Raw genomic sequence first — 21387 nt, 5'->3', positions numbered from 1 at the left:
ACCACAAACCACGCGTCCGTTGCCGCATTTTGAAGCGAGCGTATATTATTGGCGTGCTGGTGTGTCGGAGGGTCCTCGAAAGGTGGGAGGTCACATGCTCGCGGAGCAGAGGCGGGAGGCGATACTCAGGGAACTCGAGGAGCGGGGCAGCGTCTCGGTGATGGACCTCTCGGAGAAGCTCGGGGTCTCGGACATGACCATAAGGCGAGACCTCGAGGCGCTCTCGAAGAGGAGGCTCCTCAAGAAGGTGCACGGCGGGGCCGTCCCCGTGCCCAAGGCGGCCAGGGAGCCGCACTTCGAGTACAAACGCAGGCTCAACCGGGCGGAGAAGGCGGCCATCGCGCGGGCGGCGCTGCCGATGATCGAGGACGGGGACACCGTCGCGCTGAGCGCCGGCACCACCACCTGGCACATCGCGAGCCTCCTGCGGCGGGCCTCCCGGGAGCTGACCTTCATCACCAACTCGACGAACATCGCGCTCACGCTGCAGGAGAACGGCTGGGAGCAGATAGTGCTCTCCGGAGGCATCTTCCGCACCCCCTCCGACGCGCTGGTAGGTCCCTTCGCCGAGCGGACGCTGCGCACGCTCAACGCCGACATCCTCTTCCTGGGGGTGCACGGCATCCACCCCGAGGCCGGGCTCACCACCCCCAACATCGCCGAGGCCGAGACCGACCGCTGTCTCGTCGAGGCGGCGCAGAAGGTCATCGTCGTCGCGGACAACACCAAGCTCGGGGTCGTCGCGCTCGCCCGGATAGCGCCCATCAAGGAGGTGGACGTCCTGATCACAGACTCAGGAGCCTCCCGGAAACTGCTGCGCGAGATAGAGCTCGCCGGGGTCGAGGTCGTCGTGGTAGAGACCGGCGAGGACGAGCTCGCCCGGGCGAACTGAGGTCGGTGGTGCGGGCGGCCCTCTTCATAACCTGCTTCAACGACACCCTCTTCCCGGAGACCGGGATCGCGACCGTGAAGGTCCTCGAGCGCCTCGGGGTTGAGGTCGACTTCCCCCGGGAGCAGACCTGCTGCGGTCAGATGCACTTCAACACCGGCTACCAGCGCGAGGCGATCCCGCTGGTGCGCCGCTTCGTCGAGGTCTTCTCCCCCTACGAGGTCATCGTCGCACCCTCCGGCTCGTGCGTCGGGATGGTGAGAGAGCTCTACCCGATGGCGGCCGGGCTCGCCGGGGACGCCGCCCTCGCCCGCGAGGTCGAGGCCCTCGCCCCCCGCGTCTTCGAGCTCTCGGAGTTTCTCGTAAAGAAGCTCGGGACGACCGACGTCGGGGCGTACTACCCGCATCGGGTGACCTACCACCCGACCTGTCACTCCCTGAGGATGATAAAGGTCGGGGACGCCCCGTTGAGGCTGCTCGAGGCGGTGCGCGGCGTCGACCTCGTCGAGCTCCCCGAGGCGGAGGAGTGCTGCGGGTTCGGGGGGACCTTCGCCGTCAAGAACGCCGACACTTCGGCGGCGATGCTCGCGGACAAGGTCGCGAACGTCCTCTCGAGTGGGGCGGAGGTCTGCTGCGCCTCGGACAACTCCTGCCTGATGCACATCGGGGGCGCGCTCTCGCGGCAGAGGACCGGGGTGAAGACCGTGCACCTCGCCGAGATACTGGCGAGCGAGGAGGAGAGATGAGGGTTTCGGAGAGACCGTTTCAGGCGCTCGCGCGCGAGGCGCTCGCCGACAGCCAGCTCAGGAGGAACCTGGGGCACGCGACCGCGACGATCCGCAAAAAGCGAGCGGCCGCCGTCTCGGAGCTGCCGGACTGGGAGGAGCTGCGGGAGGCGGGCGCGGCGATCAAAGAGCGCGCCTTGAGGCACCTGGACGAGTACCTGGTGCGGCTCGAAGAGTCCGTAACGAAGGCCGGAGGAGAGGTCCACTGGGCGCGCGACGCGCGGGAGGCGAACAGGATCGTCGCGGGCATCGCAAAGGGGCACGGGGCGCGCGAGGTCGTCAAGGTCAAGTCGATAGCGACAGACGAGATCGGGCTCAACGAATACCTCGCGAAGGAGGGAATCGAGGCGGTCGAGACCGACCTCGCGGAGCTCATCATCCAGCTCGCCGGCGAGGAGTCTTCGCACATCCTGGTCCCGGCGATCCACAAGAACCGCGCCGAGATCCGGGAGCTCTTCCGCGAAAAGCTCGGCGCGAAGGACCTCTCGGACGACCCGCGCGACCTCACCGAGACCGCCCGGCGCTACCTGCGCGAGCGGTTCCTCGCGGCGAAGGTCGGCATTAGCGGGGCCAACTTCGCCGTCGCCGAGACGGGGACCGTCTGCGTGGTCGAGTCGGAAGGGAACGGCAGGATGTGCACGACCCTCCCTGAGGTTCTCGTCACGGTGATGGGCATAGAGAAGGTCGTCCCCACCTGGCGCGACCTGGAGGTCTTCATGCAGCTCCTCCCCCGCTCCTCCACCGCAGAGCGGATGAACCCCTACACCTCGTTCTGGAGCGGGACCTCCTCCGGGGAGGGGCCGCGGGAGTTCCACCTGGTGCTGCTCGACAACGGCAGGACACAGGCGCTCTCCGACACGAAGGGAAGACAGGCCTTAAGGTGCATCCGCTGCTCGGCGTGCCTGAACGTCTGCCCGGTCTACGAGCGGGCCGGAGGCCACTCCTACGGCTCGGTCTACCCGGGTCCGATCGGCGCGATCCTGACACCCCAGCTCACCGGGCTCGGGAGGAAGGGCCCGGACTCTCTCCCCTACGCCTCGTCGCTGTGCGGGGCGTGCTACGAGGTCTGCCCGGTGAAGATAAACATCCCTGAGGTCCTGATCCACCTGCGCGGAAGGGTCGTGAGAAACCGCCAGGACTCGGGCTCCCCGGCCACGAAGCTCGACCCGGAGGGCGCGGCGATGCGCACTCTGGCGCGCACCTTCGCCGACCGCCGCCTCTACGAGGCCGCGCAAAAGCTCGCCCGCGCCGGGCAGTGGCCGCTCGCGCGGGGCGGGAAGATACGACGACTCCCCGGCCCCCTCTCCGGGTGGACCGCCGTGCGCGACCTCGAGGCCGTCCCGCGCGAGACCTTCCGCGAGTGGTGGAGGAGGGAGCGCGGATGAGCCAGGCGAGGGAGGAGATCCTGCGCCGCATCCGCCTCGCCACCCGCGACGTGCCGCAGGAGGAGAGCCCGGAGGACGTTTCCGTCGAGAGGAGCTACCGCGTCGAGAGCGTCTCTCCGCACGAGGAGGTCGTGGGGCGCTTCGTCGAGAACGTCTCCGAGTACCGGGCGAGCGTGCGGCGGGTCGGGGAGGAGGAGCTACCGGAAGCGATAAGGGAGGCCCTCGCGCGACGCGGCGCGCGGAGGCTCGTCGTCGCGCCGGGGGTGCCGGATGGGTGGATCCCGGAGGGTGTGGAGGCGCTGCGCGACGGGGAGGGCGGAAGACCGCTCACGAATGAGGAGCTCGACGCGAGCGACGGGGTCCTCTCCGGCTGCGCCCTGGGGATAGCCCAGAGCGGCACGATCGTCCTCGACGGCGGCAGGATGCAGGGAAGGCGGGCGCTCACGCTGCTCCCCGACTACCACCTGTGCGTGATCTACGAAGATCAGATAGTGGAGCTCGTCCCCGAGGCGGTAAGGAGGCTCGAAGGGGGCGTGCGGGAGGGGAGATCCATCGTCTTCGTCTCCGGGCCGTCGGCCACCTCGGACATCGAGCTCGACCGGGTCGAGGGCGTCCACGGCCCCAGGACGCTCGAGGTACTCGTCTGCCGCCGGTAGGGGCAGCGCCGCCGACCGTATGCTAAGTTTAGGTTCATGGAGAACAAAGAGGTAAGGGTACGCTATGCGCCGAGCCCCACCGGGAAGCTCCACGTCGGCGGGGTGAGGACGGCGCTCTTCAACTGGCTCTTCGCCCGCAAGCACGGTGGTACGTTCGTGCTCAGGATCGAGGACACCGACCTCGAGCGCTCGACCGAGGAGTCGGTCGAGCAGCTCGAGCGTTCGCTGCGCTGGATCGGGCTGGACTGGGACGAGGGGCCCGAGGTCGGCGGCCCCTACGGGCCCTACCGGCAGACCGAACGGCTGGACATCTACCGGGCGGCCGCGCAGCGACTGCTCGAGAAGGGCGCGGCCTACTACGACTTCGCGACCACCGAGGAGCTGGCCCGCTTCCGCGAGCGGGCCAGGGCCGAAGGCAGGAGCCCCATCTACACCGGCGGTGAGTACCGGGAGATGGACCCCGAGGAGGCCCTAAGGAGGGTACGCTCCGGGGAGCCGCACACGATCCGGTTCAAGACCCCGCGCGAGGGACAGACGGTCGTCGAGGACGTGATCCGCGGGCCGGTCACCTTCGAGAACGAGAACATCGAGGACTTCGTGCTCATGAAGTCCACCGGCACGCCCACCTACAACTTCGCGGCCGCGGTAGACGACGCGGCGATGGAGATCAGCCACGTCATAAGAGGCGACGACCACCTCTCCAACACGCCGCGTCAGATCCTGATCTACCGGGCGCTCGGGCACGAGCTGCCGGCCTTCGCCCACGTTCCTCAGGTCCTCGGGCCGGACAGAAAGAAACTGTCCAAGCGCCACGGGGCGGCGAGCGTCGAGGACTTCGCCGAGCAGGGCTACCTCCCCGAAGCGCTCTTCAACTACATGGCGCTCCTCGGGGCCGGCTACGCCGCGGACGAGGAGATCTTCTCACCCCAGGAGCTCGCCGAGCGCTTCCGGCTGGAGAAGGTGAGCGGCAACCCGGCGATCTTCGACGTGCAGAAGCTCACCGCGATAAACGCCGTCTACCTCCGGCGCAAGAGCCCGGAGGAGCTGGCGATGATGGCCGCCCCCCTCCTCGCAGAACGCGGCGTGGCGACAAAAGAGGAACTCGAGCGCGACATGGAGCGCCTCACCAGGATCATGGAGTTGCTCAGAGAGCGCATCAGCCTCACCACCGAGATCCCGGACGCTACCGGCTACTTCTACGGCGGCACCCTGGAGTACGCCCCGGACGAGTTCGAGAAGCAGTTCGGGAAGGAGTTCGTCCGGGAGAATCTGCCCGAGCTGCGAGACCGTCTCGCCGCGCTCCCGGAGTGGACCGCCGACGAGATAGAGCGCTGCGTCCGGGGGCTCGCGGCGGAGAAGGAGAAGGGGGCGCGGCACCTGATCCACCCGCTGCGCTTCGCCACCACCGGTCGCACCGTGAGCGCCGGGCTCTTCGAGACGATGGAGCTCATAGGCAGAGAGCGCTGCCTGCTGCGCATGGACGACGTGCTGCAGAAGCTGCGCACCCGCGACCTGCTTTGACGAACCGGCCGTAATGGGCTAAACTCTTGCCCTGCCTGGATCTGGCCCCATCGTCTAGCGGCCAAGGACATCGCCCTCTCACGGCGAAAACCCGGGTTCGAATCCCGGTGGGGTCACGTGCGGAGGCCCGCAGGAGGCGCACCTCCTGCGGGCCTCTCTCATCCCGCCAGAAAAAGCCCGGCGCACACGGCCCCGAGCCCGGCCCCGGCGAGGGCCTGGGAGGGGGTGTGCGCTCCGGCCGACACGCGGGCCCAGAGCACCAGGGGCAATACGAGCAGAAACGGCAGCCCACCGGCCCCGAGCAGCAGGAGCCCGGCCGCCGCCGCGTGCCCCGCGACGGCGGAGTGTGCGCTTATCTTCCAGAAGAGGGTGATCCCGGCGGCCACCGTAGCAGCGACGCCCATCGAGAGCGTCGTCCTGGAGAGTTCCCCGGGTGCGCCGAACAGGTGGAGCACCACGAGCAAACCCACGAAGGCCGCCAGCAGCACCACCGCCGGGAGCAGGCGCTCGGCCCGGCTCGAGAGCCAGAAATCCCCCACTCGTGAACCACGCCGCAGCGCGAGCACGAACCCGGCAACGAGCCCCGCTGCCGCCAGCTCCGCCGCTACGAAGCGCGGCGCACCCGCCTCCACCGCGACCAGCGCGTAGAGCACGCTGAAGACCACGAAGGGGTTCAGGACGTTGGTGAGGATCGCGGGCAGAGCGGGGTCGGTCCTGGCGGGAAGCTGAGGCATCGTCGAGGGTAGAATCTAGCACATGCAAGAACGGAGAGACGGGCCGCACGGAGGAGAGGAGGCCCTCGAACTCTGGTACGCCATCGGCAGAGCTTTCTCGGAGGCCGGGGAAGCGAAAGGCCGGGCCGTGGTCACGGGCTTCACGGCGGCGCTCGTCTCGGGGGCTCTGGTCCTGCTCTCGGCACCCGTCTTCGGGACCGCGTGGGCCGGGCCCTTCGCCGCGCTCATACCGGTAGCCGTTGGTCTCCTCCTGGGTCTCGGGCACCTCGCCCTCTCCTACGCCGGGGCCGCGCGGCGATTCAGGGCCATATCGGGGGAGCTGGGGCGCCTCGGCCTCGACGGCCGGCGTCCCACCCTCTCGGGCCTCGGAGCCTACCACGACGCACAGCTCATCCTGCTGCGCTCGGAGTACGAGTTTCTGCTCCTCCGCGGCGCCGGGCGCTCCGCCCGGCTGCTCGCCGACTCCTTCGGGTTCACCCCCGAGGACCCCTTCGAGTGCGGGCCGCTCGACGTGGCCCCCGAAACACCGCGGATGGCCGGGCTGCGCCGCAGGTGGGAGCGCCGGCTAAAGATGCGGCGGCGGCACGGGATGATCCCCCCGGCCCTCGGGCTCAGGGAAGATCTCGCGTACGGGGTCTTTCCCCGAAAGATGACCCCCGCTGCGGAGGCAGCCACCCGCAGAGCGTATCTTACGATCTCGCGCGAGCTCGCCGGGAGGCGCTACGGCAGGAAGGAGATCTCGAAGGGAGGGGCCGCCTCTGTACCCGAGGAGATCCGGGAGAGGCTGGCCCGGGAGGCAGAAGAGTACGAGATCCTCAACCCGAGACCAGGCGCGCCGCGGCGAGGACGAGCCACATCATGGCCACGCTGACCGGGATGAGGCTTATGACCGAGACCACGAGCGCCATGAGCCCCGACACCCGGTAGAAGGAGCGCAGGGCGAGCGACATGAGGACGACCATGCCGTAGACGACCGCGAAAGATTGCAGGACCGGCACCCAGCCCACCACCATGACCGAGTAAGCGCTCGCGAGCATCCTGTAGATGTGCCGAAACCGAACCTCCTTGCCCACGAAAGCCCTCACCGGGACCATGTACACCGCCGCCACGATGCCGAGCAGGACCGGAGAGAGCAGGACGAACGCGGCGGCCTCGCCCGTCCGGACGAGCAGCGGGTGCACCTCTATCCCGCCGCTGGCATCCAGGATCACCGCGAGCACCATGCTCAGGATCGCGGCCAGCAGGCTCACCAGCCAGACGAAGATGACGGCTCCCTTGAGAGGACCATCGGCTTCGAACCTCTCGTAGAAGGTCCTCGGGGAGAAGAGGACCGCTTTCACGAGCTCCACCCCGCCGGCCACGGGGTGCCCGGCATCGAACCCTGCAGAAGATGTGCTACCTTTCATATGGGAGAGGATTATACAGCCCGCGCATGGGGTAGATTATCTCTGCTGGTAGTTCTGTAAAATTAGTTTTCGGTCAAGTGTGGCTCAGAGGTTGGGATGTTCAGACTGTACTTGCTCGTGGTTCTCCTCGCCGAGGTGGCGGCGATCTCGATCCTGCAGGTGTTGATGCCGGGTTCCCCCCTGGCTCCGGCGGTGCCCCTCGCGCTCCTCGTCCCGGCGCTCGTCCTCCTGGGATACCGCAGGAGGCGCAGGACGATCAGGCTGGGCCGCATCTCGCCGCAGGACATAACCCGGGCCACGAAACCCGAGAAAGAGCGACCGACCCCCGAGGAACTCTCCCGCTCCATAGTCGAGCGCGCAACCGAGATACGCCGGGTGCTCGAGGACTCCCCTTCGGAGGTACGCGTCGAGATGTGCACCCTCGGCTACCGCAACTGCGCGAACGACATGATCACGCTGACCCACCTCATAAACCAGGAGCTGCAGGAGGCGGGCCTCCTGAGACGCCTCAGGCTCCGTCTGTACCGCAAGCGCGCGACCGACGCGCTCGCCGCGGCCCGCGCCGGGCTCCCACCGGGTGCACTCAGGGCGATGCGGCAGGAGCAGCAGTAGCCGGGCTCAGACCGCCAGTATCTCCCTCACCTCGGGCACCTCGCGCCGGATGAAGGTCTCTATGGCGTAGACGAAGTCGAGCTGGGAGAGCGGACACCCGCTGCACGCGCCGATCATCTCTATGCTCACGGTCCCGCTCTCCTCGTCGCAATCCACGATGCGGGCGTCTCCCCCGTCGGCCTGCATCGCCGGGCGCACCTTGGCGAGCGCCGCCTCCACCCTCTCGCGCATGTCTCCCCGATCGTCCATCGAAGCGATTATATAGGAACGCCGGGTAGTAGAATGGCCCCACACGCCCGTAGCAGTCGTCGATGAAGGAGGGTGATGCGATCCGCAGCTGAGGAGAGGGACCTGCTCGTCATCTCGGCCCCGGAACACGACGCCAGCGCCTACCATCTCTCGGGCTTTCTGGCCCCCGATCCCGTGATCCTCGCCCGCGTCTCCGGCAGGAAGTACCTGGCCGTCTCGGCGCTGGAGTACGGCCGGGCCAAACGACAGGCCCGGGTGGACGAGCTCGTCTCCTTCGAGGAGCTGGGGTTGACCTCGCTCGCCAGAGAACTCGGCGAGGGGGGTAGCGCGCTCGGCGCTGCTGCTGCGGCGCTGCTCGAGAGGCTCGGAGCCTCCTCCGTCGCCGTCCCTCCGAACCTGGGCGTCGTCCACGCGGACGAGCTGCGCCGCCGGGGAGTGGAGCTGGAACCCGACGGCAGGCTCTTCGCCTCCCTCCGCCGGCAGAAGACGGAGGAGGAGATCTCACACATCGAGAAGGCCCAGCGCGACACCGAGGCGGCCTGCGCCCGCGCGGTCGAGATCCTGCGCGAGGCCGGGGTCGCGGACGACGGCACGCTCCTCTGGCGCGGCGAGACGCTCACCAGCGAGACCCTGCGCTCGGAGATGGAGATAGAACTCCTGCACCACGGCTCGAGCTCCGGCGGGACGACCATCGTCGCCGGAGGTTCGCAGTCCGCCGACCCGCACGAGCGCGGCACGGGCCCCTTGAAGGCCGGGGAACCCGTGGTCCTGGACATCTTCCCGAAGGACCAGTCGAGCGGCTACTACGCGGACATGACCCGCACCCTCTTCAAGGGTGAGCCCGCACAGGAGCTACGCCGGATGTACGAGACGGTCCTTGCGGCACAGGAGGAGGCGCTCGGCATGATCCGGGCCGGGATAAACGGCCGCGAGGTGCACGCGAGGGTCTCGGAGGTGCTGCACGAGGCCGGCTACAGGACCATGCTGCACGACCGCAGGGAGGGCGAGCCCCTGACCGAGGGGTTCTTCCACGGCACCGGACACGGGGTGGGGCTCGAGATCCACGAGTCCCCGAGCATGGGTACCGCAGACCAGGAGCTCTTGCCCGGCGACGTCGTGAGCGTCGAGCCGGGGCTCTACGACCCGCGGCTCGGCGGGGTGCGTATCGAGGACCTCGTCGTCGTCACCGACGACGGATGCCGCAACCTGACGCGCTTCCCGAAGCGCCTGGAGGACGCCATACTCCCCTAGAAGATCCTGCGGCGCAGCGCGCCGAGCAGGAGGTAGACGACGAAGTACCCGCCGGCGGCGGCGAGGGCGGTCTCGTAGAATCCGGCCGTCACGAAGCGGTGCGCCGGCGATTCGAACAGCGGCCCGAGCCGGTAGATCGCGGAGACCACCACGTTCTGCGGGGCTGTATACCCCACGTAGAGCAGCGCGAGGTGTGCCAGGATGACGAGAACGATGAGGCCGAATACGGCGCGCAGGAGTCCCACTTTCGCCTCCTTCCGGCTCTTTTGCGGACCCCCTCACCTTACATCCCGCACCCCTCCGAAACCTTAAGGTACTGTTAAGGGGAGCTAAATTTTCGGCTACAGCGTGCCCTACGCCTTGAGCCTCTCCAGGTACTGCTTGCGGAACTTGGCCACCTTCGGAGCGATCACGACCCGGCAATACGGCTGGTCCGGGTGGTTGCGGAAATATTCGTGGTGGTACTCCTCAGCCGGGTAGAACGCCTCGAAGGGAACGACCTCGGTCACTATGGGGTTCTCCCAGACACCCTTCTCCTCGAGCTCAGAGATGACCTCCTCGGCGGTGCGCCGCTGCTCCTCGTCGTGGTAGAAGATCGCAGAGCGGTACTGGGTCCCCACGTCCGGTCCCTGGCGGTTGAGCGTCGTGGGATCGTGGACGGTGAAGAAGACCTCCAGTATCTCCCGGTAGGAGATCACGCCCGGGTCATAGGTGAGCTGTACCACCTCGGCGTGCCCCGTGGTCCCCGTGCACACCTGCTCGTAGGTGGGGTTCGGTACGTGCCCCCCGGAGTAACCGGATTCGACCTTCTCGATGCCTCGCAGCTCCTCGAAGACCGCCTCGAGACACCAGAAACACCCACCCGCGAGCGTAGCCTTCTCGGACATGCAGATACCTCCTCGCCGCCGGGAGCACAGAACGCGTTCTCCACCCTATTCTATCCCGCTGGGGCCGGAGCTCAGACGCCCGCGAAGGCTCCGAACCCGCCGTCGACCGGGATCACTGCCCCGCTCACGAACCTGGCCGAGTGGCCGCAGAGCCACACCACGGCCCCGACCAGATCCTCCGGCTCCCCGAAGCGCCCTGCCGGGGTGTGCTCGATGATCTTCTCTCCCCTGGCGGTGAGGTTGCCCTCTTCGTCGAGCAACAACCTTCTGTTCTGCTCCCCGACGAAGAACCCGGGCGCTATCGCGTTGACCCTCAGCCCCTCCCCGTAAGCGCGCGCGAGTTCCACCGCGAGCCAGCGGGTGAAGTTCTCCACCGCCGCCTTCGCCGCGGCGTAGGCCACGACCCCGCTGAGCGGCCTCTGCGCGGCCATCGAGGAGACGTTGACGATCGAGCCCTCGGGCTCCTCCGCGCGGGTCATCGCCTCCCCGAAGACCTTCGAGGGCAGGATCGTCCCCATCAGGTTGAGGTCCACGACCTGCTCGATGGCCGCCTTCTCCACCTCGAAGAAGCTCTTGCGTGGGGAGGTTATGGCCTCGGGGGCGTTACCGCCGGCGGCGTTTACGAGGATGTCCACCCGCCCCCACTCTCGCAGCACCTCTTCCCTCGCCCGCTCGAGAGACGAGCCGTCGAGGACGTCCGCCGGGAGGGGAATCGCCTCGCCCCCTTCTTTCTCTATCCCGAAGGCCACCTCGCGGGCCCGCTGCTCGCGCCTGCCCAGGATGGCCACCTTCGCCCCGGCACGGGCGAGACCGCGGGCCATCGCCCCGCCGAGGACGCCGGTCGCCCCGGTGACCACCGCCACCCTGCCATCCAGCGAGAAGAGCCTCTCTACCCCAGGTGCCACGTTCTCACCCCCTCTCGCCACCCGAGGCGAAGGGCTCCAGGTGACGCACGAAGTGTTCTTTCAGGTTGGAGGCGTACTCTTCGGAGTGCGAGCGCAGCAACCCCAGGAGCCTCCCGCGCAGTCCCTCTTTCCGCAATACCGAACCGAAGGTTACGTGCAGGACCTCCCGGGGATCGAATCCTTCGAGGAGGGCAGTCAATTCTGCATCGTCCACCTCCTCCGGCTCCGGAGTCCTGGAAAGCTCGGCGGAGACGTGGTAGCTACTACGGTCTTCCTCGTAGTGCTCTCTGGCGAAGGCATAGATCTCGCGGAACAGCGCGGGATCGAGGGCAGCGACGGTGCGCAGAGCCTCCAGGTAGCTGGTGCCGGCGGTCTTCAGGTGGACGAGCCCCCTGCTCTGGTGCACTGCGGCCGGGTAGATGGAGAACTTGTCCGAGCCGGAGTGCAGGCTGAGCTTGTACGGTCCGAGGGCGCGGGCGATGGCCGCGTGTACCGCGAAGTCCCGCTCGAAGGCTTCCACGTTCCCGATGTAGTCCACGCCCTTCTCGAAACGCCCCACGTAGCGTGGTGCGAGGCTCACCCACTCCACCCCCAGGCGCTTCAGCTCGGTCGCTATGTAGACGTGCTGGACGTGGGTGGTCGGGGAGTCGGTCTCGTCGACCGAGACCTCGACCTCGAACTCCCGACAGGCGTTTTTCTGCAGGTGGCGGTACATCCTCGCGGCGTGTGCCACGGCACGGCCATACTTCACCGCAGCCACCGCCAGGGATCTCTCGTCGAAGGAGATGCAGCACCCTTCGAACTCGAAGTCCTTCGTCAGGTAGCGTCGCTTGAGATCGTCCGGGCGGTCCTCCAAATCGTCCCAGGGCAGCCCCTGAAACTTCTCCCGCAACCCGGCGGGATCGATCCCCTCCGCCGCATCGTCGACGTGCTCACCGGGATCGAAGGTAAAGAAACTGTAACCAGCTTCGAGGCAGGCGTCGATATTGGCGGTGGTCTTGAGGTGATCCGCGTCGGCACCGAGGTCTCCACCCCATCCTTCGGCGAAGGCACCCCAGGTGGCATCGTCCATCACCCGCTGCGGGCTGCGCCCCGTGCGCTCCATCTCGCGGATAGACTGCTGGGCGAAGATCGGGGCGATACTCCCCCCGACGGCGCGCACGGCGCGCACGTGTCCCGGTGTAGCGAGCCCGAGACGGTCGCCCATCCCCGCAGAGGTCCGGAGTCCCAGCGGGCGGGGACGGAGCCAGGGGAGGCGGGAGCGCAGCGCGGAGGCGTTGCGGCCGCTCAGCGGGCCGAGCAGCAGCGTCCTCTCGCCGCGCGCGCTCGTCTCACCCTCGAACTTCCCGAGCTCAGGGCTGCCTTTCGGAGCGAGAACGGCGATGTCCTCCCCGGCCAGCGCGAACTCCCATCCCTCCGAGAGGATCAGAGAAGACCGTCGGATCTCAAGACCTTCGAGGGCGAGGAGCCCGGCCTCTTCCTTACCGCCCTTCATCGTCATCCTCCCGACCTTGCACCCCTTCGGAGATCCAACGGTGGGCGGGGTCCTCGTTGGGACGGAGCGTCCTTCCCTCGCCGCAGAGCGCCCACAGGTAGTACAGCCGGTAGCCGCCCGCGGCCACCACCGGGTGGTAGCCGAACGGTATGAGCACCGCATCCCCGTCGCGGACGGCGAAGCTCTCCTCGAAGGAGCGCTCCGGTGAGTAGATCCTCTGCAACCCGAACCCGCCCGCCGGGTCGAGCCGGTAGTAGTAGACCTCCTGCATGCGCACCTCGCGCGGGGGATCCTGCTCGTCGTGTTTGTGCGGCGGGTAGCTCGACCAGCAGCCCGGCTCGTTGAAGGTCTCCCCGACGACCAGCCTGGCTGCGGGACGCGACTCGTCTATTATGTCGTGCACCTCACGCCGCCAGTTGCCGCTGCCCCTGACCGCAGCGTTCACCTCCCCGGGCCTCACGACGTACGCCTCGCCGCCACCATCTGCCGGGGCCCGGCAGATGGCCACCTCCGAGCCCGTCTGCGAAGAGATGCGGTAGGGTGTGCCGGCGGGAACGTAGACGGCCGTCGCCTTCCCAGAGAAGACGTCCTTCCTCTCTCCCAGCTCCTTCCAGCTACCGCCTCCCTCCACCTCGACCGAGCAACGGCCGCCGAGGATCACGAGGACGGACTCCCGCCCCTCGTCCACCAGTTCGACCCGATCATCGCCGTCCGCACGTACCAGCGCCAGCTCCAACCCTTCCGAGGGAGAGTTGTCCGGGTTTACGACCTCTCGCACCGCACCCTCGGGTTCTTCGTTCTCGAAGTACAGACGCAACCTACCTCCCTCTCACTTCTCTCTACCTCGGGCCATCCCCGTTAACGGATGGTCAAGCGAGCGAGTTGATCACCTTCAGGTACTTGCCGTACTCGCCCTGGTACCGGCTTATCATCGGCTTCACGGCGTCTTTCCACGGCTTGCGGTTCACGTGGATTATGTTGTTCCCCGCAGCCCTGACCTTGCTCTTCGACTTCTGCACCAGCGCGTCCCAGGACTTGCGCTGGACGGCCACGGAGTCCCTGGCCGCTTTCTTGATGATCTTCTGATCCTGCTTGCTCAGCTTGTCCCAGGTGGCCTTGCTGATCAGCACCACCTCGGGAATCCGGGTGTGCTCGTCGAGCGTGTAGTTGGGCGCCACCTCATAGTGCTTCGAAGTGTAATAGCTCGGCCAGTTGTTCTCCGCCCCGTCCACGACCCCGTTCTGCAGCGCAGTGTAGACCTCTCCGTAATCCATGGGCGTCGCGGAAGCACCCAGGGCGTTCATGAGCTGGGTGTTTATCTTGCTCTGTTGCACCCGGATCTTGAGCCCGTGCATGTCCTTCGGGCTCCTGACGATGATCCCTTTCCTCGTGTAGAAACTCCTGGCCCCTGAGTCGTAGTAGGCTAGCCCCTGCATCCTCGCCGACTGCAGGCTGTCGAGCAACGCCTCCCCGGTCTTGCTGTTCAGAAACCTCCACATGTGCTCGCTGCTGTCGAAGATGTAGGGAAGGCTGAACACACCGAGGTCCTTGTCGAACTCGGCCAGCGGAGAGGCGTTTATTCGCGCAAACTCTATCGACCCTGCCTGCACCTGGTGGGCTACGTCGGTCTCCGCGCCGAGCTGGGCGTTGGGGAAGACCTTTATCTTGATCCTCCCGCCAGTGCGCTTCTGCACCAGACTGGCGAATTTCTTGTCCCCGATCACGGTCGGATAGTCCTGCGGCTGATCATCCGCCAGACGGAAGCTGTAGGTCTGCCCTCCTCCACTCTTGCTTTCGCCACCGCTGCCCTGAGCCGAACTTCCACCGCACCCGGCAGCCCCGAGCACCGCCATCCCGGCGACCCCGACTCCACCGAGCTTCAGAAAATCACCCCGGCTCAGCCGACCGCCAGAACCATCCTGGGTGACCTTGCGCTCCTTCTCGCTCAACTCTCCTCCTTTCCTCTACCCGTACAAATAACGCACACTTAGTACACTAATTGTTTCGACGTTTTTCCAGCGGGCCTCTCACCTCCTCTACAGTCCCATGAGCCTCGGTATGGTCATCACGAAAGCGGGGACGAAGGTGATCAGGAAGAGCACCACCAGCAGGGGCACGTAGAACGGCAGCATGCTGACGGAGAGCTTCTCCATGGAGATCTTTCCGATGGCGGTACCCACGAAGAGGACGCTTCCCACCGGGGGGGTGATGAGCCCGATGGCCAGGTTGAAGATCAACATTACGCCGAAGTGGACCGGGCTCATACCGACCTGTGTGACCACGGGCAGGAGTATGGGCGTCATTATCAGGATCAGGGGGGCCATGTCCATGAACGTACCGAGGAACAGGAGCAGGACGTTGACCATGAACAAGACGACGTACTTGTTGGTTGAGATACTCAGCAGGGCATGACTCATGGCGGATGGGATACCCAGCAGGGTGAGCAGGAACCCGAAAGCGGAAGCGGCGGAGATGAGGAAGAAGACGATGGAGACGGTGCGTATGGTTCTCTGCAGGATGGGCACCATCCTGCGCAGCGGGATCTCGCGGTAGACGAAGAAGGTGACCACGAAAGCGTAGGCCGTAGCGATGGCTGCAGACTCAGTAGCGGTGAACACGCCGGAGAGGATGCCGCCGAGGATTATCACCGGGGTGAGCAACCCCAGGAACCCCTCCCACACTATCTTCGGCACCTCCCTGAGGGGGACGGGCGCCTCTTTGGGATAGCCGCGTCTCACCGCGATGACGTAGCTCAGCACCATCACCGCCAGCCCGAGCAGTATGCCTGGGATGATGCCACCGGCGAAGAGGGCTCCGATGGAGACCCCTCCTGCGGCCAGCGAGTAGATGATCATGTTCTGGCTCGGCGGGATGATAACCCCCTGGGCGGCGGAGGCCATGGTCACCGAGGTGGCGTAATCATTGTCGTAACCTTTCTTGCGCATCATCGGGATCATCACGGAGCCTATGGCCGAGGCGTCGGCCACGGAAGACCCGGAGATACCTCCGAAGAACATGCTCGCCACCACGTCCACCATCGCGAGGCCACCCCTGAGCCACCCCACGACCAGGTTCGAGAGGGCGATGAGTCGTCTGGAGATGCCTCCCTCCGCCATGATCTCTCCTGCGAGGATGAAGAACGGGATGGCTATGAGGGGGAAGGAATTCAGCCCGTCCACCATCTTCTGTCCGATCGTGGTAGGGGATATGTCGAGCACGTACCCCGCCACTATGGAGGTGAACGCCATACACAGCGCCACCGGCACGCTCAGCAGCAGGAGGAGGACGAAGCCTCCGAGCAGTATCAACGTGGCCAACGTCTCCGGGCTCATACCAGGCTCCTAATCGACATCCAGCTCGTCGTCCGCAAGACGCTCATCCCGCTCCGTCCGCACCCCCGCCAGCTGGAGCAGGCTGTAGACACAGATCGCGGCCCCGGCCAGCGGCATGCAGGCGTAGAAGACGCCGGAAGGAAGGCCCGTACCGGGCAGCGTCGAGAGGTTAGCCAGGATGGTGAAGTTCCAGCCCTCCACCAGCAGGTACAGCCCGAACAGGAACGCAAGCACCAGGATGGCCAGCCGCACCGCCCACTGGACGGGGGGCGGGAACCTGCGGACTATGATCCGCACCGCGACGTGCAGCCCCTCGCGAAAACCCAGGGCTATGCCTATGAAGGCCACCCAGATCATGAGGATCATCGAGACTTCCTGCGACCAGTTCGGCGTGTAGTCCAGCACGTACCTGGAAAAAACCTGCCAGAAGACGATGATAGACATCGCGGCGAGGAAGACCAGCCCTACGTACTCGAAGGCCAGGTCCACCCCGCGGGCGAATCTCCTCAAGTTCCTCATCGCGTTCATCCCTCGTTCTCTCTCCCTCGTCCCACACCCACTTCGAGCACCTCGCCGTTCATGCACGCTCCCCCATCCGAGCAAAGGAAGGCCACGACGTCCCCGGCACGGGCTCCGTCGGAGGGCGAACACAAGACGGCGTTGACGCGCCCCCTGGCCTCCAGGGAGAGCTCTGCGACGATCTTCTCCATCCCGGCCCGGACCGCGGCGCGCTCCACCTTCTCGGAGGAGGAGTTCTCTCGATCGAGCCCGGCGGCAAAGAGCAGGCATTCGGCACCTCCTCCCTTCCTCACCAGGCTCCGTCCGAAATCCAGAGCCTCGCCGAGGGCTCTCCCCATCCCGGAGCCGGCATCGAAGGCGTAGACCACTATATCGGGGTCTCTCCCTGGCCCGCGGTGCACGTCGGCCCCACCTTCTTCCCTGGCCCCCCTCAGCACGCAAGCTCCGACGACTTCCCGCCCGAGCCGCTCCAGAGGACCGAAACCAGCGACGGTCTTACCGGCGAGCGGGTCCCCTTTGGAGGATGTCCACCCTTCCCCGTCCCTCGTCCCCACATCCCGATGAGCCTTGCCTCCAACACGCTTCGTGCCCACGGTCGACCCCCTCACGACGAGTCTCGGTCTGATCACCCGTCGCTGGGGTGGGAGTTCACGGCCGTCTATGAGGTCCAGGAGGAGCTCGGTCGCCAGGTAACCGAAGTCGTAGTAGGAGGTACGCACCGTCGTCAGCCCCGGCTGGAGCAGAGCAGCCGGAGGGATGTCATCGTAACCCACGAAGGCAACATCCTCCGGGATCTCCATACCGAGATCCCGCGCGGCCTCGTACCCGCCGATAGCCATGGTGTCGCTCGCGACGAACACGGCCTCCGGAGGTTCCTCAAGCTCGAGTAGAGACCTTACAGCTCTGTAGCCCATCTCCCGCGTAAAGTACGGCTCGTGCCTCACGAGACCATCGTCGTAGCCTACGCCGTACTCCCTGAGCGCCTCCCGGTAGCCTCTGAGGCGATCACGGCCGACCATGATCTCTGGCTTGGCGCAGACGAAACCAATACGCCGGTACCCGAGCTCCAACAGGTGGGAGGTGGCCAGTCGGGCACCGGTGACGTCGTCGCTGTTCACGTAGTTCATCTTGCGTCCCGGAATGTGCCTCTTTATGACCACATAGGGCATCCCGGCCCGCTCCAGGATGTCCAGGTGCTCCTCGCGTATGTCGTTGGCCACCCGCAACAACACGCCGTCGGCGGACCGGTCCTCGACCAGGCTGCGGAGGTAGGCGGGTGACTCATCATCCTCGATGCCGGTCATGCTCAAGATAGCGTCGTGTTGCCAGGCGTACTCGCCGACACCCGCGATAAGCTCCCCCATCACGCTCGAGATCTGCCGCCAGGCGTCCCCGACATAGTCGATGCTGACGAACGCCACCCGGGCTCTGCGCACCCGGGGAGCGACCATGGTCCCCACCCCCGCCTTCCGCTGGACCACACCCTCGTTGACCAGCTCCAGAAAGGCTCTGCGAGCGGTCGTCACGCTCACCCCGTACTCTTCGCAGAGCTGGTTTTCGGAAGGCAGCAAGCTCCCCGGCGGGAACTCTCCCCGGCGGATACGCGCCAGGAGATCCTGCCGTACCTGCTGGTACATGGGACCGCCGGTGCGCCGTCCCGCAAGCCTGCCCCTGCCATCCACCGGTCCAGCCTCCTTCCTCGTCCGTCACCGGTCGCATCCAACTCCCCCTAGACGGAGAATACCTTCCGCCGGTAACGCTTACCGTCGATGGTCACGTTACGCAGTGTCACCTGAGCGTTCTCGATGTCGTAGGGTTCCTTGGCGTTCTCGAAGACACAATTCTCGAGGGTTACGTTCTCGATCGGGTCGTCGCCGTAGCCGACAAGGTCGAGCGCGTAGTCCCCGCTCTCGTGTGCCGTCACGTTGCGCACGTCGATGTCATGCACCGTCGGATCGTAGGATCCACCCGCCCCCTCTCCGTAGAAGAAGTCGATCTTGAACACGGAATCGGAGACCTGCCCAACGGTACAGTTCTTCATGTTGACGTTCTCTATAAATCCCCCGCGCACCGAGTTGGTCTTCATGCGCAGGGCGATCTGCAGGTTGGGACTGCTCAGACGGTTGTTCCTGGCGAAGACGCTGCGCACACCACCGGTCATCTCACTGCCGATGGTCACCCCACCGTGCCCGTCTCTCATGTGGCAGTGCTGGATCACCACGTTCTGGCACGGGACGTTCACCCGGCGTCCATCGGCGTTCCTCCCCGCCTTTATGGCGATGCAGTCGTCCCCGGTGTCGAACACACAACCGTCGATCAACACGTAGTCACACGACTCCGGGTCGCATCCATCGTTGTTGGGACCGTGGCTGTCGACCCTGATCCTCCGCACCGTGACGTTGCTGGATAGTACGGGGTGCACTTCCCACATCGGGGAGCGTAGTATCTTCACACCTTCTATCAGAACGTTCCGGCACCGATAGGGCTGGATGAAGTTAGGCCGCAGGTAGTGCCCGGACCCGAAGACCCGCTGGCGAACCGGCACCCCCTCATCGGCCATCCGCTGCAGTAAATCCCAGTCCGCTTCCTGATTCGGCTCCCCAGGTTTCCAGCCGTACTCCGTCTTCCCCTTCCACGGCCACCAGTGCTCATCGTCCGCCTGCCCGTCGAGCACCCCCGAACCAGTCACAGCCACGTTCTCCTGCTCGAAGGCATAGATGAAAGGAGAGTAGTTCATCAACTCGATTCCCTGCCAGCGCGTGTAGACCACCGGCAGGTAGTCGCCCGGATCCTGGCTGAACTTGACCGTCGCATCCCTGGTCACATGCAAATTGACGTTGCTCTTGAGATGGATGGCCCCGGTCAGAAACGACCCCGCCGGAACGATGACCCGCCCTCCCCCAGCACTGCTGCAATCGTCTATGGCCGCCCTGAAAGCTTCCGTGCAATCGGTCTTCCCATCGCCGACCGCCCCGTAGTCGGTGATAACGAAGTCCCGGTTCGGAAACCTCGGCGGTCCGACCCTTCCGAGTATCCGCCCGGCCTCCGACCACCGACCAGAACCGGCCCCTCGCGCCAGAGCCAGCCCAGGCACCCCAAAAGATGCCAGGAAAGCCCCTCCAACGGTGCCCCCACCATACCTCAGAAACTCGCCGCGGCTGACCCGCCTCACGCAACCTCCTTCCTCTTCCCCACAAATTATTGTACTTAGTACACTAATATAGTGTGGTGCAAGCACCCTGTCAACATCACCGGGTGATCTCTTCGGAGGTTGGAGTAGGAGACAGAGCCGGGAGGGGGTCCACGGCCCTCCCGGCGTTCCGTCGAAGGAGGACTATACCTCGGTCATCCTGCGGGCGTCGAGGAGCTCGGCGAGCTTCTCTTCGGAGAGGTCGGTCTTCTCGCGGGCGAGCTCGCGGATGGTCTTTCCGGTCCTGTACGCTTCCTTGGCGATCTCGGCGGCCTTGTCGTAGCCGATCTCGGGGGCGAGGGCGGTGGCGAGCATGAGCCCTTTCTCGACGAGCTCGGGGCCGCGCTCGGTCGCCTTTATGCCGGTCACGCAGCGGGTGGTGAGGTTCGCTGAGGCGTTGGCGAGCAGCGTGATCTCCTCGAGGAGGTTGTGGGCGATGACCGGCAGCATGACGTTGAGCTCGAAGTTGCCGCTCTGTCCGGCGAGGGCTATCGTGGCGTCGTCGCCGTAGACCTGCGCGCAGACCATCGTCACGCTCTCGGCGATCACCGGGTTGACCTTGCCCGGCATGATCGAGGAGCCCGGCTGCAGCTCCGGGAGCGCTATCTCGGCGAAGCCCGCCCGCGGACCGCATCCCATCCAGCGGATGTCGTTCGAGATCTTCATGAGGGAGGCCGCGACCGTCTTCATCGCCCCGCTCGCGAACACCGCCGCGTCCATCGCGCTCTGCGCCTGGAAGTGGTTCCCGGTCTCCCGGATCTCGATCCCGAAGCGCCGGCTGAGCCGCTCGCAGACCCTGCTCGCGAACTCGGGGTGGGTGTTGACGCCGGTCCCGACGGCGGTCCCGCCGAGGGCGACCTCCGAGAGACCTTCGGCGGCCTTCCTCACTCGTTCGATGCCGCGCTCTATCTGCCCGGCGTAGCCCTGGAACTCCTGGCCGAGCCGGATCGGGGTGGCATCCTGCAGGTGGGTACGTCCGGTCTTCACCACGTCGTCGAACTCGCGCGCTTTCTCCTCCAGCGCACGCTGCAGCCCCTCGAGCGCCGGGATGAGATCCTCGTTCACGGCCAGGAGGGCGGAGAGGTGGATCGCGGTGGGGATCACGTCGTTGGAGGACTGGCCCTTGTTGACGTGGTCGTTGGGGTGCACCGGGTCCTTCGAGCCGCGTTCGCCGCCGAGGATCTCTATCGCGCGGTTGGAGATGACCTCGTTGGCGTTCATGTTGGTCGAGGTGCCGCTGCCGGTCTGGAAGACGTCCAGGACGAACTGGTCGTCGAGCTTGCCCTCGACGACCTCTTCCGCCGCGGCGACTATCGCGTCTTTGATCCTGCCGTCGAGCAGCCCGAGCTCGTGGTTGACGTTAGCCGCCTCGAGTTTTATCGCGCCGAGGGCCTGGATGAAACGTCGCGGGAACCGCAGGTCGCTTATCGGGAAGTTCTCCTTCGCCCGCTGGGTCTGCGCGCCGTAGAGCGCGTCCTCCGGGACCTTCACCTCGCCCATCGAGTCCCGCTCGATCCTGAATCCCCTCTCCTGATCCGACATACATCCCTCCTAATTGAAGAGCGGAGCCT

22 protein-coding genes and 1 tRNA gene are annotated in these 21387 nt (G+C 66.0%); 9 read left to right on the top strand and 14 right to left on the bottom strand.

The features are described from left to right. The first annotated feature begins 94 nt into the window (after positions 1 to 94). The 6 genes from AC6EKW_RS13105 to AC6EKW_RS13080 all read left to right on the top strand — a co-directional run bounded on the left by AC6EKW_RS13105 (position 95) and on the right by AC6EKW_RS13080 (position 5352). The gene (locus AC6EKW_RS13105; protein WP_273888912.1) at positions 95 to 892 is read left to right on the top strand and encodes a DeoR/GlpR family DNA-binding transcription regulator; all 798 of its coding nucleotides are present in this window, start codon (positions 95 to 97) and stop codon (positions 890 to 892) included. 8 nt (positions 893 to 900) lie between these two features. Further along, positions 901 to 1635 (top strand): (Fe-S)-binding protein, encoded by a 735-nt coding sequence (locus tag AC6EKW_RS13100; RefSeq protein ID WP_273888913.1) that lies wholly within the window; start codon positions 901 to 903, stop codon positions 1633 to 1635. After that, positions 1632 to 3059: a LutB/LldF family L-lactate oxidation iron-sulfur protein gene (locus tag AC6EKW_RS13095; RefSeq protein ID WP_498514613.1), complete on the top strand. Its 1428-nt coding sequence runs from the start codon at positions 1632 to 1634 to the stop codon at positions 3057 to 3059. The genes AC6EKW_RS13100 and AC6EKW_RS13095 overlap by 4 nt, the downstream gene beginning before the upstream one ends. Beyond that, positions 3056 to 3715, top strand: coding sequence for a LutC/YkgG family protein (locus tag AC6EKW_RS13090; RefSeq protein WP_273888915.1), 660 nt, complete (start codon positions 3056 to 3058; stop codon positions 3713 to 3715). Before AC6EKW_RS13095 ends, AC6EKW_RS13090 begins: the two co-directional genes overlap by 4 nt. Positions 3716 to 3751: 36 nt before the next feature. Beyond that, complete coding sequence (gene gltX, locus AC6EKW_RS13085; RefSeq protein WP_273888916.1) at positions 3752 to 5236, top strand: glutamate--tRNA ligase; 1485 nt, start codon at positions 3752 to 3754, stop codon at positions 5234 to 5236. A 43-nt stretch (positions 5237 to 5279) separates the two neighbouring features. After that, positions 5280 to 5352 (top strand) — tRNA-Glu (locus AC6EKW_RS13080). Positions 5353 to 5394: 42 nt separating this feature from the next. Here AC6EKW_RS13080 and AC6EKW_RS13075 read toward each other — a convergent pair. Beyond that, complete coding sequence (locus AC6EKW_RS13075; protein ID WP_273888917.1) at positions 5395 to 5970, bottom strand: hypothetical protein; 576 nt, start codon at positions 5968 to 5970, stop codon at positions 5395 to 5397. Between the two features lie 22 nt (positions 5971 to 5992). Here AC6EKW_RS13075 and AC6EKW_RS13070 point away from each other — a divergent pair, with 22 nt between their 5' ends. Further along, a complete protein-coding gene (locus tag AC6EKW_RS13070) occupies positions 5993 to 6841 on the top strand; it encodes a hypothetical protein (protein ID WP_273888918.1) in 849 nt (282 codons plus the stop codon). Here AC6EKW_RS13070 and AC6EKW_RS13065 read toward each other — a convergent pair. Further along, positions 6786 to 7376 (bottom strand): hypothetical protein, encoded by a 591-nt coding sequence (locus AC6EKW_RS13065; RefSeq protein WP_273888919.1) that lies wholly within the window; start codon positions 7374 to 7376, stop codon positions 6786 to 6788. The genes AC6EKW_RS13070 and AC6EKW_RS13065 overlap by 56 nt on opposite strands. A gap of 96 nt (positions 7377 to 7472) precedes the next feature. Here AC6EKW_RS13065 and AC6EKW_RS13060 point away from each other — a divergent pair, with 96 nt between their 5' ends. Next, the gene (locus AC6EKW_RS13060) at positions 7473 to 7988 is read left to right on the top strand and encodes a hypothetical protein (protein WP_273888920.1); all 516 of its coding nucleotides are present in this window, start codon (positions 7473 to 7475) and stop codon (positions 7986 to 7988) included. 6 nt (positions 7989 to 7994) lie between these two features. On the opposite strand, the gene AC6EKW_RS13055 is transcribed toward AC6EKW_RS13060, so the two are convergent. Then, positions 7995 to 8237, bottom strand: coding sequence for a NifU family protein (locus AC6EKW_RS13055; RefSeq protein WP_498514612.1), 243 nt, complete (start codon positions 8235 to 8237; stop codon positions 7995 to 7997). Between the two features lie 75 nt (positions 8238 to 8312). Between AC6EKW_RS13055 and AC6EKW_RS13050 the strand changes: the two genes are divergently transcribed. Continuing rightward, positions 8313 to 9488 (top strand): M24 family metallopeptidase, encoded by a 1176-nt coding sequence (locus AC6EKW_RS13050; protein WP_273888922.1) that lies wholly within the window; start codon positions 8313 to 8315, stop codon positions 9486 to 9488. Here the strand turns inward: AC6EKW_RS13050 and AC6EKW_RS13045 are convergent. The 11 genes from AC6EKW_RS13045 to AC6EKW_RS12995 form a co-directional block, all read right to left on the bottom strand. Continuing rightward, positions 9485 to 9733 (bottom strand): hypothetical protein, encoded by a 249-nt coding sequence (locus AC6EKW_RS13045; RefSeq protein ID WP_273842095.1) that lies wholly within the window; start codon positions 9731 to 9733, stop codon positions 9485 to 9487. The genes AC6EKW_RS13050 and AC6EKW_RS13045 overlap by 4 nt on opposite strands. Before the next feature lie 108 nt (positions 9734 to 9841). Beyond that, a complete protein-coding gene (msrA, locus tag AC6EKW_RS13040) occupies positions 9842 to 10375 on the bottom strand; it encodes a peptide-methionine (S)-S-oxide reductase MsrA (RefSeq protein WP_273888923.1) in 534 nt (177 codons plus the stop codon). Positions 10376 to 10446: 71 nt separating this feature from the next. Then, a complete protein-coding gene (locus AC6EKW_RS13035) occupies positions 10447 to 11280 on the bottom strand; it encodes an SDR family oxidoreductase (RefSeq protein WP_273888924.1) in 834 nt (277 codons plus the stop codon). Positions 11281 to 11284: 4 nt separating this feature from the next. After that, positions 11285 to 12775 (bottom strand): tagaturonate epimerase family protein, encoded by a 1491-nt coding sequence (locus AC6EKW_RS13030; RefSeq protein WP_273888925.1) that lies wholly within the window; start codon positions 12773 to 12775, stop codon positions 11285 to 11287. Next, on the bottom strand, positions 12762 to 13592 hold the full coding sequence (iolB, locus tag AC6EKW_RS13025) for a 5-deoxy-glucuronate isomerase (RefSeq protein WP_273888926.1): 831 nt from the start codon (positions 13590 to 13592) through the stop codon (positions 12762 to 12764). Before iolB ends, AC6EKW_RS13030 begins: the two co-directional genes overlap by 14 nt. A 52-nt stretch (positions 13593 to 13644) precedes the next feature. Next, positions 13645 to 14724 (bottom strand): TRAP transporter substrate-binding protein, encoded by a 1080-nt coding sequence (locus tag AC6EKW_RS13020; RefSeq protein WP_498514611.1) that lies wholly within the window; start codon positions 14722 to 14724, stop codon positions 13645 to 13647. An 87-nt stretch (positions 14725 to 14811) separates the two neighbouring features. After that, a complete protein-coding gene (locus AC6EKW_RS13015; protein WP_273888928.1) occupies positions 14812 to 16107 on the bottom strand; it encodes a TRAP transporter large permease in 1296 nt (431 codons plus the stop codon). A gap of 9 nt (positions 16108 to 16116) precedes the next feature. Beyond that, complete coding sequence (locus AC6EKW_RS13010) at positions 16117 to 16635, bottom strand: TRAP transporter small permease (RefSeq protein WP_273888929.1); 519 nt, start codon at positions 16633 to 16635, stop codon at positions 16117 to 16119. Further along, positions 16632 to 18308 carry a GntR family transcriptional regulator gene (locus AC6EKW_RS13005; RefSeq protein ID WP_498514610.1) on the bottom strand — a complete coding sequence of 559 codons (1677 nt, stop codon included), beginning with the start codon at positions 18306 to 18308 and terminating at the stop codon, positions 16632 to 16634. Before AC6EKW_RS13005 ends, AC6EKW_RS13010 begins: the two co-directional genes overlap by 4 nt. 47 nt (positions 18309 to 18355) lie before the next feature. Then, positions 18356 to 19735: a glycoside hydrolase family 28 protein gene (locus AC6EKW_RS13000; protein WP_475852800.1), complete on the bottom strand. Its 1380-nt coding sequence runs from the start codon at positions 19733 to 19735 to the stop codon at positions 18356 to 18358. A gap of 225 nt (positions 19736 to 19960) precedes the next feature. After that, the gene (locus tag AC6EKW_RS12995; RefSeq protein WP_273888932.1) at positions 19961 to 21358 is read right to left on the bottom strand and encodes a class II fumarate hydratase; all 1398 of its coding nucleotides are present in this window, start codon (positions 21356 to 21358) and stop codon (positions 19961 to 19963) included. Positions 21359 to 21387 lie beyond the last annotated feature (29 nt).

This window comes from Rubrobacter sp. M3-4, from assembly GCF_059772285.1.
The sequence above is the reverse complement of the archived record's forward strand: the minus strand, read 5'-3'. Positions and strand labels throughout refer to the sequence as shown.